The organism is Actinoallomurus sp. NPDC052308 (assembly GCF_040679195.1).
Lineage (GTDB): Bacteria > Actinomycetota > Actinomycetes > Streptosporangiales > Streptosporangiaceae > Actinoallomurus > Actinoallomurus liliacearum.
In genome coordinates this window covers 403,681-417,605 of record NZ_JBFAUM010000003.1, presented here as the reverse complement: position 1 = coordinate 417,605, position 13,925 = coordinate 403,681, and the positions used below count along the sequence as shown (strand labels likewise).

Here is a 13,925-nt window from a genome sequence, read left to right as displayed (position 1 = left end):
GCCGCCATCATCCCCGAACGTCAGCCTCTGACCAGGGTGGCGACGCACTCCACGTGCTGGGTCATGGGAAAGGCGTCGAAGGCGCGCAGCCCGGACAGCGTCCAGCCGTACTCGGAGAAGAACGCCAGGTCGCGGGCCAGGGTGGCCGGGTCGCAGGAGACGTAGGCGACGCGGCGGGCGGCGAGTTCGGCGACGCGCTTGACGACGTCCCGGCCGGCGCCGGCCCGCGGCGGGTCGAGGACGACGAGGTCGGCCTGGCGCAGGGTGGACCTGCCACGGCCGAACTGGATCTCGTCGATGACCTTCTCGACCTCCCCGCGCTCGACCGACACGTGCGGAAGGTCGCGAAGGTTGAAGCGGGCGTCGCGGACGGCCTGCCCCTCCGACTCGATCCCGACCACGAGGCCGTCCGCGCCGACCGCCTCACCGAGCACACCGGCGAACAGGCCCGCGCCGCAGTACAGGTCGACGGCGATGTCGCCCTTCCGGGGCTCCAGCGCGTCCAGGACGGCCGCGGCGAGCGTCTCGGCGGCGCCGGGGTGGACCTGCCAGAACCCGCTGCCGCTGACCTGCCACAGCCGCCCGGCGGCCTCCTCGCGGACGAAGGGCGGCTTCTCCTCCCGTTTGCCGCTGACGAGGCGTACGGGCGCGTCCATGCGGGGGACGCGGGCGCGGCCCCGGCTGGACAGGACGGCCAGGCGGTCGCCCGTGGCAGCCGACGCGATGGCCTCCACGCCGGTCGCGCCGGACCAGCGCTTGCGCTCGATGCCGAGCGCCTCGACCTGCGGATGGGCGATCAGGCACTCGTCGATCGGCTCGATCTGGTGGGAGCGGTGCTTGCGCAGGCCGATCACGCCGTCGCGGCGGACCGCGAACTGAACGCGGGTCCGCCAGCCGAGGCCGTCCGGGGCGCCCGGCACCTCCTCGACAACGATGTCGCGGTCGATGCCGGCCAGCCGGCTGAGCTGCTCCTTGACGACCTCGGCCTTCAGCCGGCGCTGCGCGGGCAGGGAGGCGTGCTGCCAGTCGCAGCCGCCGCAGCGGCCGGGACCGGCGAACGGGCAGGGCGCCTGGACCCGGTCGGGTGACGGCTCCAGGATCTCCACGGCGTCCGCGCGCAGGAAGTTCTTGGTCTCCTGGGTGACCCGCGCCCGTACGCGCTCGCCCGGCAGCGTGTGCCGGACGAACACGACACGCCCTTCGTGGCGGGCCACGCACCAGCCGCCGTTGGCGACCGCTCCGATCTGGAGTTCGATCAGCTCAGACGATTCCACCGGCGGCACGGGTCCCTCCCGATTCGACTTCTTGCTCTGGACCGTACGGGCGGCGCACGGAACCGGGGGCCGGCGGCTCCTGCCGGCCCTTGAGGCGGTCGGACGAGGCGAGCTGCCAGGGCACGCTCACGACCATCACACCGGGCTGGAACAGCAAGCGCGTCTTGAGCCGCAGCGCGCTCTGATTGTGCAGCAGGTGCTCCCACCAGCGTCCCACGACGTACTCGGGCAGGAACACGGTGACCACGTCGCGGGGGCTGCGCCGCCGGACGCTCTTGACGTACTCCAGGATCGGCCGAGTGATCTCGCGGTACGGCGAGTCGAGGATCTTCAGCGGCACGGGCAGCTCGCGCGCGTCCCACTCCTCCTGGAGCTTCTGCGACTCCTCGGGGTCGACCCCGACGGTGACCGCCTCCAGCGTCGAGGGCCGGGTGGCCCGCGCGTACGCCAGCGCCCGCATCGTCGGACGGTGGAGCTTGGAGACGAGGACGATGGCGTGGTTGCGGGAGGGCAGGGCGACGTCCTCCCCGGTGACCGCCAGCTCGGCGGCGACCCGGTCGTAGTGCCGCCGGATGCCCCGCATCATGAGGAACAGCACCGACATCGCGACACAGGCGATCCACGCGCCGAGCAGGAACTTAGTGATCAGCACCACGATCAGCACGATCGCGGTGACGATGCCACCGAACGTGTTGATGGCCCGCGACATCTTCATCCGCCGGCGGGCGGCCGGGTCGGTCTCGGTCCGCAGCAGGCGGTTCCAGTGCCGGACCATGCCGGTCTGGCTCACCGTGAAGGACACGAACACGCCGACGATGTAGAGCTGGATCAGTGACGTCACCGAGGCGTCGTAGGCGTAGATCAGCACGCCGGCCAGCGCGCCCAGGATGATGATGCCATTGCTGAACGCCAGCCGGTCGCCGCGGGTGTGCAGCTGGCGGGGCAGGTAGCGGTTCTGCGCGAGCACCGAGCCGAGCACGGGGAAACCGTTGAAGGCGGTGTTGGCGGCCAGCACGAGGATCAGCGCGGTCATCGTCGTCAGGTACGCGAAGCCCAGCGGGAAGTTGCTGAACACGCTGTGCGCGACCTGCGCGATCACCGGGTCCGGCGACACCTCCTTGCCCGTCCGGTCCAGGATGTGGGTGCCCATCGCCGGGTCGCCGAACTTGGTCTTCGTGATGTACGCCAGCGCGACGATGCCGCCGAACATGGAGGCCGCGATCAACCCGAGGGCCAGCAGCGTGGCCGCGGCGTTCTTCCCCTTGGGTTTCCGGAAGGCGGGCACCCCGTTGCTGATCGCCTCGACGCCGGTCAGCGCGGCGCAGCCGGAGGAGAAGGCCCGCAGCAGCAGGAAGACGAGCGCGAACCCGCTGACGCCGACCGCCGTGCCGTGGATCGTCATGTCGGCGGTCGCGGCCCGGAGGTGCGCGCCGAACGCCATGCGCGTGAAGCCCCAGACCAGCATCAGGAAGACACCGAACATGAACAGGTACGTCGGGATGGCGAACGCGACGCCGGACTCCCGGATCCCCCGGAGGTTCATGATCGTCAAGATGGCGACGATGAGGAGCGCGGCGAGGACCTTGTGCGGCTGCAGGAAGTGCAGGAGGGCGGCGAGGTTCTCGATCCCCGAGGACACCGACACCGCGACCGTCAGGACGTAGTCCACCATGAGGGCGCTGGCCACCACGATGCCGGCGTTGCCGCCCAGGTTGGTGGTGGCGACCTCGAAGTCGCCGCCGCCGCTGGTGTAGGCGCGGACGTTCTGCCGATAGGACGCGACCACCGTGAGCATGATCACGACGACCGCCCCGGCCACCCAGGGCGTGAAGTGGTACGTCGCGAGCCCCGCGAGGCCGAGGGCGATCAGGATCTCCTGAGGGGCGTACGCCACCGACGACAGCGCGTCACTGGCGAACACCGGGAGGGCGATCGTCTTGGGGAGTGTCTGCTCGTGTTGCTGGGCGCTGCGAAGCGCCCGGCCGAGCAGAAGCCTCTTGACGAGGTCTGGAGCCTTCGACACGACAGGTAAGGCTAGTCGTTCCGGCGGCTGTGAGTTCCACCTCGCCCGGGGGATGAATGCAAGTGCCGTCCTTAAGACGGGTCAGGAAGTGCTCCGCACACCTCCGGCTGTGTAGGTTTCATCAGGTCAAGCGGAGCCAAGCGGACGGCACCGGCGCCGGGAAGGACGACCGTGCATATCGTGATCATGGGTTGCGGGCGAGTGGGATCCACCCTCGCCCACATCCTGGAGGACAAAGGCCATACCGTGGCCATCATCGATCAGAGCCCCGAGGCGTTCCGCCGGCTGCGCGGCGGTTTCAAGGGGCGCCGGATCACCGGGTTCGGTTTCGACCGCGACGTGCTCGTCGAGGCCGGGATCGAGCAGGCCTCCGCTTTCGTCGCCGTCAGCAGCGGTGACAACTCCAACATCATCTCGGCTCGGGTCGCCCGTGAGACCTTCGGCGTGGAGAACGTCGTGGCGCGGATCTACGACCCCCGGCGGGCCGAGGTCTACCAGCGGCTCGGCATCCCGACCGTCGCGACCGTCCGCTGGACCGCGGACCAGATGATCCGGCGACTGCTGCCCGAGGGCGTGTCGTCGCTGTGGCGCGACCCGACCGGCGAGGTGGTGCTGGCCGAGGTGCAGACGGATCCAAAGTGGATCGGCGCCAAGGTCGCGGCGCTGGAGGAGGCCGCCAAGACCCGCGTCGCGTACCTGTCCCGCATGGGCGAGGCGCTGGTGCCCACGGGCGACACCGTCATCCAGGACGGCGACGTCGTCCACGTGATGGCGGCGTCCTCCGACATCCAACGCATCAACGACGCCGTGTCCCAGCGGCCCGAGGAGAAGGTGGAGTAATGCGGGTCGCCATCGCGGGAGCGGGCGCCGTCGGCCGTTCCATCGCGCAGGAGCTCCTGGAGAACGGCCACGAGGTCCTGCTCATCGACAAGAACCCCCGCTCGATCAAGGTCGAGGCGGTGCCGCGCGCCGAGTGGCTGCTCGCCGACGCCTGCGAGATCGCCTCGCTCGACGACGCCGGCCTGGAGCGCTGCCACGTCGTCGTGGCCGCCAGCGGCGACGACAAGGTCAACCTGGTGGTCTCGCTGCTCGCCAAGACCGAGTACGGCGTCCCCCGCGTCGTCGCGCGGATCAACCATCCCAAGAACGAGTGGCTCTTCAACGAGTCCTGGGGCGTCGACGTCGCGGTCTCCACGCCGCGCCTGCTGTCCGCGCTGGTCGAGGAGGCGGTCAGCGTCGGCGACCTGGTCCGGCTGATGACCTTCCGGCAGGGCGAGGCGAACCTCGTCGAGCTGACCCTGCCCGAGGACGCCCCGCTGGCCGGCCAGCTGGTCGGCTCGGTGACCTGGCCGCGCGACACCGCGCTGGTGGCGATCCTGCGGGAGGGCCGGGTGCTGGTGCCCAGCCCGGACGACACCCTCGAGGCCGGGGACGAGCTGATGTTCGTCGCCAGCCAGGACGTCGAGGACGAGCTCGGCGACCTGCTGTCGGCGCACTGACCCAGGAGCCTGTCTCGAACTCCCCAGGACGGCGGGGGCTTCGAGACGGGCCCTAGGCCGGAGTCAGGACTTCGAGGCGCCCGTGGCCGTCTCCATCGGCGTGCGGCCACGGGCCAGCAGCCAGACCATGGCGGCCAGCGCCGCCACCTGCAGCGGCCAGCCCAGCACGACCTTGGCCGCGCCGAGCCAGCCGACGTGCCCCGCCAGGTAGAGGGGGTACTGCACGGCGACCCGCACCAGGCACGGGATCAGCAGCAGCCAGGTGAGCCGGGAGCACAGCCGGACGATGTCGCGGTCGCGGTGCCAGGCCGTGGGGTCGCCGGTGACCGAGCCGATCAGGAACCCGACGACGGGCCAGCGCACGACGATCGACAGCAGCATCCCCGCGGCGTAGGCCGCGTTGTAGAGGATGCCGGGCAGGAACGCGTCGGCGGCCTTGCCCGAGCGCAGCGCGAAGAACGCCGCGATGGCGATGCCGAAGATGCTGTTGAGCACGAACTGGACGGTCGAGCGCTGCACCAGGCGCACGACCAGCAGGACGACGGCGAGCCCGGCGCCGATGACCAGGGACAGCCGGAGCTGGTGGCCGACGATCCAGGAGACGGTGAAGCCGATCGTGGGGATCGCCGCCTCCACGACGCCGCGCGGCCCGCCGAGCGCCTTGCCCAGCTGCTTGCGGACGGCCTCCTCGACGGTGTCGTACGCGTCGCGCCGCGCCTCGCCGGAACCCGCCGTCTCCCCCTCCGCGTCGCCCGGCACCTCGGCGCGGACCTCCGCCGCGCCGTCCGCGTCGCGCCGCGCCCCGGCGGGCGTCTCCGCCGTACCACGCCGCGCTCCGGCAGAGGTCTCCGCCGCGCCGCCCACGGCCGGCCGGGCCTCGGCGGGGGCCTTCGCGCCCTCGCCGTCCGCGGTCTCCGGTCGGCGCCGATCGCTCATGATCCTCCCCGCAGTTCGTACCGCGGGTTGAACATCACCTTGCGGCCGTCCTGGACGCTCACCAGGCCCTCCGCGCGCACCAGCCGCCCGGGCTCGATCCCGGCGATGCGCCGCCGGCCGAGCCACACCAGACTGATCATGTCCGAGCCGTCGTACAGCTCGGCCTCCAGAGAGGGCGCGCCGCCGCGCGGTCGGAGAGTCACGGTACGTAGCGTACCCGCCACGCAGGCGCGTCGGCGCACGGCGCACTTCTTGATCGGAGTGGCGCCCTCCTCGCCGGTGGTCTTCTGCAGCTCCTCGGCCTCGAGCTCCGCCTTACTCGACGTCAGACGGCGCAGGAAGCCGCGCAGTCCCCGAGCACCTTGTGCGCTCTCCTGCGCCGTACCGGCCGGCACTTCCTCCATGATTCGCAAGCGTAGGCCATCACCTGATGTAACAGACCACCGCACAAGGTTTGAATCATCCGATATCGGAGCGAACCCTGGTACGTGCGGCGAATTCCGCACCCTCCGCGTGCCGTGCGAGGGCCGCCTCCGCCGAGCCGAGCTGCCACGGGACGCTGGTCATCATCACGCCGGGCCGGAACAGCAGGCGCGCCTTGAGGCGCAGGGCACTGTGGTTGTGCAGGAGGTGCTCCCACCAGCGGCCCACGACGTACTCGGGGATGAACACACAGACGACGTCGCGCGGGCTCCGGACCCGGATCCGGGCGACGTAGTCGAGCACCGGCCCGGTGATGTCGCGATAGGGAGAATCGAGGATCGTCAGGGGTACGGGGATGTCACGCTCGGCCCACTCTCGCTCGAGCCGGTCGGCCTCCTCCGGGCTCGTGGCCACGCTCAGCGCGGTCAGCGTGTGCGGTCGCGTCGCCCGGGCGAACGCCAGCGCCCGCAGGGTCGGGGTGTGCACCTTCGACACCAGCACGACCGCGTGGATGCGGCTGGGCAGCGGCACGCCCTCCTCCCCCGGCTCGAGCTCTTCCGCGACCCGCCGGTAGTGCCGCTGGATCCCCTTCATCATCAGGAAGACCAGCGGCATCGTCACCACGACGATCCACGCGCCGTGCGCGAACTTGGTGAGCAGCACGATGACCAGCACGAGCCCGGTGAGCACGGCTCCGACCAGGTTGATCGCGCGGGACCGGTGGACGGAGCGGCGTCGCGCCGGATCGGCGAGCCGGCGCAGCTCGTCGCCCCAGTGCCTGACCATGCCGATCTGGCTCAGGGTGAAGGAGACGAACACCCCGAGGATGTAGAGCTGGATGAGTCTCGTCGTGCTGGCGTCGAACGCCCAGATCAGCGCGCCGGCCAGCAGGGACAGGATCACGATGCCGTTGCTGAACACCAGCCGGTCGCCGCGCCGCGCGAACTGCCGGGGCAGGTACCCGTCGCCGCCCAGGATCGAGGCCAGGATCGGGAATCCGTTGAACGCGGTGTTGGCCGCCAGCACGAGGACCGCCGCGGTGAACGCCTGCACCAGGAAGAACAGGATCGACCCGTGCCCGAAGACGGCGGCGCCGAGCTGGGCGATGACCGTCCTCTGCTGATAGCCGTGCGGCGCGCCGACGAGCTGGGCCGGGTCGTCGGCCAGGTGCACGTGCGCGGCGCTCGCGAGGATCGTGATCCCGCCGAACATCGTGACGGCCAGCAGGCCCATGATCGTCAGCGTGGAGGCGGCGTTCCGGCTCTTGGGCGGCTTGAAGTTCGGCACGCCGTTGCTCACCGCCTCGACGCCGGTCAGCGCCGTGCAGCCCTGGGCGAACGCGCGCATGACGAGCAGGACGGCCGCCGCCCCGGCCGTGCCGTGCACGGCCCGCACCCCGACGGCGGCCGACTCCGCGGTCGGCGGGTGCCCGGTCGCCACGTGGAGCAGTCCGACGGCCAGCATGAGGAGGATGCTCGCGACGAAGCCGTACGTCGGGATCGCGAACGTCGTGCCCGATTCCTTGACCCCGCGCAGGTTCATCACGGCGAGCACCGCGATCAGCGCCAGTGAGATCGGGACCGCGTACGGGTCCAGCGCCGGGAACGCGGAGATGACGTTGGCCACGCCCGCCGCGACCGACACCGCGACGGTCATGACGTAGTCGATCAGCAGCGCGCTCGCCGCGACGAGCGAGGCGTTCTCCCCGAGGTTGGCCCGGCTGACCGCGTACGCCCCGCCGCCGTTGGGATAGGCGTGACAGGTCTGCCGGTACGAGGTGGTGACCACCAGGAGCAGGAAGACGACGCCCGCCCCCACCCACCAGGAGAGCGCGAGCATCGCCAGGCCGCCGAGGCTGAGCGCGAGCAGGATCTCCTCGGTCGCGTACGCGACGGAGGAGAGGGGGTCACTGCAGAAGACGGGGAGCGCCAGTTTCTTGGGCAGCAGCGTCTCGCCCATCTGCCCGGTACGCAGCGGCCGGCCGACGAGGAAGCGCTTGGGCAGTTGCAGCACGGCTTGCTTCACGATTGCCAGCAAACCGGCCCGAGCCCCCCGAATCCGCGTCCCCTAACACCCTTCTTACGCGCGCGGGCCGCTTCTTAACGCTTCCCTTACACCCCCGGTCCGGGGCGGACGCGCGATGACCGGGCGGGCGGCAGGACGGCCGCGCCCGCCCCGGGACGGCGGCCACCCCACGCCGCGGCGCCCGCCGGACTCACCCGGCGCCACGCCGCGCCCATCGACGTGTCGTATGACACATTCTGACTACCTTTGTCGGTGTATATACCTCTCAAGGGCACGTCTCCGCGCGGCTCCGCGCCCGACTTCCGCACGGGAGATGAAGCGTGACCGTGAACCTCGGCCCGAGCGTCACGCGATCCGATCGAGAGTGGCCGGCCGACCTCGACGTCGCCGCCCTGTGCTCCGGAGGATGGCGGCCCACCCCGTTCCGGGAGTTCGTCCTCAAGATCCACAGCCGCTGCAATCTGGCCTGCGACTACTGCTACATGTACGAGATGGCGGACCAGAGCTGGCGGTCACGCCCGCGCCGGATGGAACGCGACGTCCTCGACCGGACGGCCGGGCGCATCGCCGAGCACGTCCACGCCCACGGACTCGACCGGGTCAAACTCGTCCTTCACGGGGGCGAGCCCCTCCTCGCCGGGGCCGAGCGGCTCGCGTACGCCGTACGGGCCGTCCGTACGGCGGTCGGCCCGGATACCCGTGTCGACGTGCGCGTCCAGACCAACGCCGTCCGGCTGAACGCCGGCTTCCTCCGGCTGTTCGACGAACTGGACGTCGCCGTGTCGGTGAGCCTGGACGGGGACGAGGAGGCGCACGACCGGCACCGCCGCCGCGCCGACGGACGCGGCAGCCACGCCGCCGTGAAGGCGGGGCTCGCCCTGCTGACCGATGGGCCCTATCGCCACCTCTTCGCCGGGCTGCTGAGCACCATCGACCTGCGCAACCCGCCGGTACGGACTTACGAGGCGCTCCTGGCATGGGGCCCACCGCAGATCGACTTCCTGCTGCCGCACGGCAACTGGAGCACGCCGCCGCCCGGGCGGGTGCCCGATGACCTGGACACCCCGTACGCGGACTGGCTCATCGCCGTCTTCGACCGGTGGTACGACGTCCCTCGCCAGGAGACGCGGGTGCGGACCTTCGGCGAGATCATGCAACTGCTGCTCGGCGGGGCCAGTACGACGGAGATCGTCGGGCTGTCGCCGGTCGCATCGATCGTCATCGAGACCGACGGCTCGATGGAGCAGATCTCCTCGCTCAAGTCGGCGTTCGCGGGCGCCCCGGCCACCGGCCTGCACGTGGAGCGGGACTCGTTCGACGCGGCCCTCCTCCTGCCCTCGGTCGCGGCCCGGCAGATCGGGCTCGACGCGCTGGCGCCCACCTGCCGCTCCTGCGCGCTACGGCGGGTCTGCGGGGCCGGCCTGTACGCCCACCGGTACCGCGCCGGAACCGGCTTCGCCAATCCGTCGGTGTACTGTCCGGACCTGTTCCGCCTCATCACGCACATCCGCGGTCGCGTCCAGGCCGGGCTGACCGCCCGCTTCCCCGGGCGGTCCTGAGCCGATGGAGTTCGCCCGCCGCCGGCTCTCCCCGCACGATCTGGACGTGCTCGCGCACGGGTCCGGCGGCGCTCCCGTGGCGCGCTGGCTGGCCGACACCCAGCTCGGGAGAGGGCTGCTCCTGCTCTGGGGGGTGATGGACACCGCCCGCCGGGTGGGACACGTCGAGGCCGAGCGGACGCGGCAGGCGTACCGCCTCCTGGCCGATCTGCAACGGCGCCATCCGGAAGAGGCCGAGACCGTCCTGGGCCACCCCGCGACGGGGGCCTGGGCGCTCGGGGTGCTGCGCGCGCTGCAGGGCGCCGAGGCTCCGGGCTGCCCGCACACCGACCCCGCCGGGCTGAGCGCGATCGCGGCCGCGGTCATGATCAGGGCGGGTGTACGGGGCGCCGTCCGTGTGCCGGCGGCCGATGGCGCGGTCATGCTCCCGTCGCTTGGTCGCGCGGACGTCCCCGGCGACGAGGTCCTGGTCCGGTCGTCGGGTCGCGGCGCCGAGGTGACCGCGCCCGGTGTCCGGGTGGCGATTCCGGCCGACCCGCGCACGGACGCGCCGGGCTGGCACGGCCTGCGGACGGTGACCGCCTCCGCGCACGGATTCACGATCCGCGCCGTGCTCGACGACCTGGATGCCTGGCGCCTGCCGGGCGCCATGGTCCGCGACCGGCTCGGCGGAGCCGAGGTCGCCGAGTGGCGGTCGCTGCTCGAGGAGGCGTGGGAGGTCCTGACCTGTCACCACTGGACGACCGCGATGGAGTGCCAGACGATCGTCCGGGCCCTCGTGCCCCTCGTCGCGCCGCCGAGCGGTCAGCGCAGCGCGTCGTCCCGGGAGACCTTCGGCGCCGTCGGAACCTCCCGGCCCGTCGACGCCCTCGGCCTGGCGGTCACTTTCGCGCACGAGGTCCAGCACGCGAAGCTCGCGGCCGTCCTGGACACCGTCTTGTTGATCCGGCCGGATTCCGGGCGGCGTTACTACGCGCCGTGGCGGGAGGATCCACGGCCCGTCGAGGGTCTGCTGCAGGGGGCGTACGCCCATCTCGGGGTCAGCGGTTTCTGGCGGCGGCAACGCCACCATGAGCGGGGCATGGCCGCCATGCGGGCCCACGCGCAGTTCGCGCGCTGGCGGACCGCGGCACTGCGGGTGACCAGGACGCTCCTCGCCAGCGGCGAGCTCACCGACGAGGGGATGGCCTTCGCGACCGGTATGCGGCGCACGCTCGAGGCATGGGAGGCCGAACACGTGCCCGCCCCGGCGCTTCTGCGGGCTCGCCGCGAGGCGGAACAGCACCGGACCCGCTGGCGCCTGCGCAACTGCGCCGCCTCCGAGCCCGGCTGAGCGCCGCCGGCACGGCGCGCGGGCCGGCGGCTCAGATCGGCGGCGCGTCGAAGTCGAAGTCGAGCCGGTTACCGATCGCGGCGACCTGCGTGTCAGGGTGCTCGGGGCCGAGGGTCCGGTTGTACCCGAGGATCGTGGCCGCCGCGAGCGCCTCGGCCTCCTCGTCGGCGCCGGCGGCGCGCAGGTCGACCACGAGGTTCGCCGCGCAGCCCAGCGTCACGGGGTGCTCCTCGCCCAGGACCGTCTTCAGCCGGGCGAGGCTGTCGGCGCCGAGCTCACGGGCGCTGTCGAACTCCCCGAGCGCGTGGCGGTCGCTGGCGAGGTTGATGGCGACCGTCAGCGGATAGTGATGGTCCTTGCCGAGCTGGGCGTGCAGGCCGGCGAGGGCCCGTTCGTTCAGCGCGCGCGCTTCCTCGGCCCTGCCGCGGACGCGGTACAGCAGCGCGAGGTTGCCGAGGCAGCCCATGTTGTAGGGGTGGTCTTCGCCGTAGACCTTCGGGTAGCGGTCCACGGTGTCCTGGGCCAGCGTGAGCGCGTCGTCGATCCGCCCGATCGTCCGCAGGATGTTCGACAGGCACATCGCCGCGGCCAGGGTGTCGGGGCGGTCGGCGCCCAGCTGCCGGTTGCACTTGGTGAAGATGTCCTGCGCGAGGTCGAGGGCGTCGTCGTACGCCCCGGCCCGCCGCATGGCGATCGACAGGTCCTTCCCGGTGCGCAGCGTCCAGAGGTTCTCCGCGCTGAGCTCCTGGCGCCCGAAGTCGTAGGCGTCCTCGCCGAGGAAGCGCGCCTCGACGTAGTCGCCGCACAGCCGGACCACGCGGGCGAGGCCGTTCCAGGAGGACAGGACGTTCGACTTGCTGACGCCCGTGCTGGCCTCGCTCTGCGCGTTGAACGCCGCCTCGTGCAGGTCGCGGGCCGTCTTGTAGTCGCTCAACAGGGCGTAGTCGAGCGCCAGGTTGTTCACCGTCGCGAGCGTCCGGCCGTCGCGCTCGCCGTACACCGACCGGTGCAGATCCCGCGAGGTCTCATCGTGCCGCAACGCCTCGGCGAACTCACCGCGCGCCCGGAGGTCGGCGCCGAACCCGTTGATGAGGCCGACGGTGGTCTCGTCCTCGGGGCCGAGCACCCGGCGCGCCTGAGCCAGGGTGTCCCTGACCAGGTCGTAGGCCAGGCGGTACTCGCCCAGCTCGCGGAGGATCGTGCCGAGGCGGCGCTTGGCCACGATGATCTCGCGGGCGTCGGGATCGGAGTCGGCCTGCCAGGTCTCGAGGAACTCCTCGACGAAGGCCCGGGCGTTCGCCAGGTCGCCGTAGGTGGTCAGGTAACGCACGATGTTGGTGGCGAACCTGCGGACCCGCGGATCGGCCGACTCCGCGATGCGCGCCGGCCGGACGTGCGGGACGAGTTCGGCGTAGCGCGGCCAGTCGGTCTCGTTGTCCGGGTTGGCCGGCGCGGCGCCCGCCAGGAGCCGCTGGACCTCCAGCCGGAACTCCCGCTGCTCGTCGGCCGGCAGGGACTCGCGCAGCAGCGCCTGGATCAGCCGGTGCACCTGGATCGTCCGGCTGTCCGAGTCGATCCGGACGAGGGCGAACCGGCCGAGCATCCGGATCGCCTGGGACCGGCGGATGGCGTTGCCCAGCACCGGGTTCAGCGCGGACTCGCCGGTGAAGGTGTTACGCCGGAAGACGTCGAGCGGGATGGGCTCGGGACCGAAGAAGGCGCACGCCCGCAGGAGTTGCATGGCCTCGGGAAGCTGCTGTTCGAGCCTGCTCACCGACAGCTGCCAGGCGGCGGTCATCGACGCGGGGTATTCGGACGCGCGGATCTGATTGAGCAGCTCGGTGGGCTGTTTGCTGAGCAGGTCGAGGTATTCGTCGGGCGCCATTCCGGTGACCGACTGCAGCGCGCCCGCCTGTTCCAGGGCGAGCGGCAGGTCGCCCAGGCTCTCGGCGAGCATCCGGGCGTCGGTCTCGCTGATCGACCGGGGCGCCCGGCGGTTGAGGAACTCGATGCTCTCGCTGCGGGTGAACACGTCGACCGCGACGGTGTCCACGACGCTCTCCCACTCCTGGTTCCGGGAGGTGACGAGCACGTGGCCGGGCCCGTCCGCGGGAACGAGCCGCAGGATGCTCTCCGGGTCGCCGGCGTTGTCGAAGATGAGCAGCCAGCGGTCGTAGGGGTCGCCCCGGCGGAGGGCGTCCAGCACCGCGGCCGCGGAGTCCTCGATCCCCGCCGCCTGCGCCGACTCCAGCCCGAGCCGGGGCGCGAGGCCGGCGAGCGAGGAGGGGACCAGGTCGGGCTGGTCGGCGGAGATCCACCAGACCAGGTCGTATTCGGCCTGGAAGCGGTGGGCGTACTCGATGACGACCTGGGTCTTCCCGACGCCGCCCATGCCGTGCAGCGCCTGCGGGATGACGGCGGTGACGCGGTTCGTCAGGCCCTTGTGCAGGTTGTCCAGCATCCCCTGGCGACCGGTGAAGTTCTTGTTGCGCGGCGGGATCTTGCCCCACACCTGGGGCACGCGTCCGGCCGTACGCCGTCTGCCCACGTTCTCGGATTCCACGCGCCGCCTCCGCCACCACTGTGCACTTCGAATTACGGGGTCATCTAAACACTCATTACCCCGAGACGCACGAGGCCAATGCCGGAAGCTCGGAGATGATGTCCACTTTTGCAGTGAACGTTCCCTAACACCCATTGCGCACGCAGCGCGCAGTTGATCACCATTCTGCCAATATTGGGCATCCTAAAAAAGCGAATGGTCATGGCCCCGTCGCGTGAGAACCGATCGACATCCCCGCGCCCGGGGTGTAAGAGTTAAGCGACAGGAAGAGACATGAACCCCGGGAGCCG

10 protein-coding genes are annotated in these 13,925 nt (G+C 71.3%); 4 read left to right on the top strand and 6 right to left on the bottom strand.

Going from position 1 to position 13,925, the window contains the following annotated elements; translation table 11 throughout:
• Positions 1-20 precede the first annotated feature (20 nt).
• Positions 21-1,274, bottom strand: a complete 1,254-nt coding sequence (locus tag AB0L00_RS13310) for a class I SAM-dependent RNA methyltransferase (RefSeq protein WP_364432589.1) — start codon at positions 1,272-1,274, stop codon at positions 21-23.
• Positions 1,261-3,297, bottom strand: a complete 2,037-nt coding sequence (locus AB0L00_RS13305; protein ID WP_364432586.1) for an APC family permease — start codon at positions 3,295-3,297, stop codon at positions 1,261-1,263. The genes AB0L00_RS13310 and AB0L00_RS13305 overlap by 14 nt, the downstream gene beginning before the upstream one ends.
• Positions 3,298-3,468: 171 nt before the next feature.
• On the opposite strand from AB0L00_RS13305, the gene AB0L00_RS13300 reads away from it, so the two are divergent.
• Positions 3,469-4,137 (top strand): TrkA family potassium uptake protein, encoded by a 669-nt coding sequence (locus AB0L00_RS13300; protein WP_364405725.1) that lies wholly within the window; start codon positions 3,469-3,471, stop codon positions 4,135-4,137.
• A complete protein-coding gene (locus tag AB0L00_RS13295) occupies positions 4,137-4,796 on the top strand; it encodes a TrkA family potassium uptake protein (protein WP_252778446.1) in 660 nt (219 codons plus the stop codon). Before AB0L00_RS13300 ends, AB0L00_RS13295 begins: the two co-directional genes overlap by 1 nt.
• Before the next feature lie 63 nt (positions 4,797-4,859).
• On the opposite strand, the gene AB0L00_RS13290 is transcribed toward AB0L00_RS13295, so the two are convergent.
• Genes AB0L00_RS13290 through AB0L00_RS13280 form a run of 3 tightly spaced genes read right to left on the bottom strand, consistent with a single transcriptional unit; the run spans position 4,860 to position 8,180 of the window.
• Positions 4,860-5,732 carry a DUF3159 domain-containing protein gene (locus AB0L00_RS13290; protein ID WP_364432583.1) on the bottom strand — a complete coding sequence of 291 codons (873 nt, stop codon included), beginning with the start codon at positions 5,730-5,732 and terminating at the stop codon, positions 4,860-4,862.
• Positions 5,729-6,136, bottom strand: a complete 408-nt coding sequence (locus AB0L00_RS13285; protein ID WP_345358940.1) for an OB-fold nucleic acid binding domain-containing protein — start codon at positions 6,134-6,136, stop codon at positions 5,729-5,731. The genes AB0L00_RS13290 and AB0L00_RS13285 overlap by 4 nt, the downstream gene beginning before the upstream one ends.
• A 55-nt stretch (positions 6,137-6,191) precedes the next feature.
• Positions 6,192-8,180 (bottom strand): APC family permease, encoded by a 1,989-nt coding sequence (locus AB0L00_RS13280; RefSeq protein WP_364432579.1) that lies wholly within the window; start codon positions 8,178-8,180, stop codon positions 6,192-6,194.
• Between the two features lie 320 nt (positions 8,181-8,500).
• On the opposite strand from AB0L00_RS13280, the gene AB0L00_RS13275 reads away from it, so the two are divergent.
• Positions 8,501-9,739 (top strand): FxsB family cyclophane-forming radical SAM/SPASM peptide maturase, encoded by a 1,239-nt coding sequence (locus AB0L00_RS13275; RefSeq protein WP_364432576.1) that lies wholly within the window; start codon positions 8,501-8,503, stop codon positions 9,737-9,739.
• A gap of 4 nt (positions 9,740-9,743) precedes the next feature.
• Positions 9,744-11,072 carry an HEXXH motif domain-containing protein gene (locus AB0L00_RS13270; protein WP_364432573.1) on the top strand — a complete coding sequence of 443 codons (1,329 nt, stop codon included), beginning with the start codon at positions 9,744-9,746 and terminating at the stop codon, positions 11,070-11,072.
• Between the two features lie 31 nt (positions 11,073-11,103).
• Here the strand turns inward: AB0L00_RS13270 and fxsT are convergent, their stop codons facing one another.
• The gene (gene fxsT, locus AB0L00_RS13265) at positions 11,104-13,635 is read right to left on the bottom strand and encodes an FxSxx-COOH system tetratricopeptide repeat protein (RefSeq protein WP_364432570.1); all 2,532 of its coding nucleotides are present in this window, start codon (positions 13,633-13,635) and stop codon (positions 11,104-11,106) included.
• Positions 13,636-13,925 lie beyond the last annotated feature (290 nt).

What these genes read in the sequence shown, in the direction of transcription:
- AB0L00_RS13270 (WP_364432573.1), top strand. Translation starts at nt 9,744, where the DNA reads ATGGAGTTCGCCCGCCGCCGGCTCTCCCCGCACGATCTGGACGTGCTC.
- AB0L00_RS13290 (WP_364432583.1), bottom strand. Translation starts at nt 5,732, where the DNA reads ATGAGCGATCGGCGCCGACCGGAGACCGCGGACGGCGAGGGCGCGAAG.
- AB0L00_RS13295 (WP_252778446.1), top strand. Translation starts at nt 4,137, where the DNA reads ATGCGGGTCGCCATCGCGGGAGCGGGCGCCGTCGGCCGTTCCATCGCG.
- AB0L00_RS13285 (WP_345358940.1), bottom strand. Translation starts at nt 6,136, where the DNA reads ATGGAGGAAGTGCCGGCCGGTACGGCGCAGGAGAGCGCACAAGGTGCT.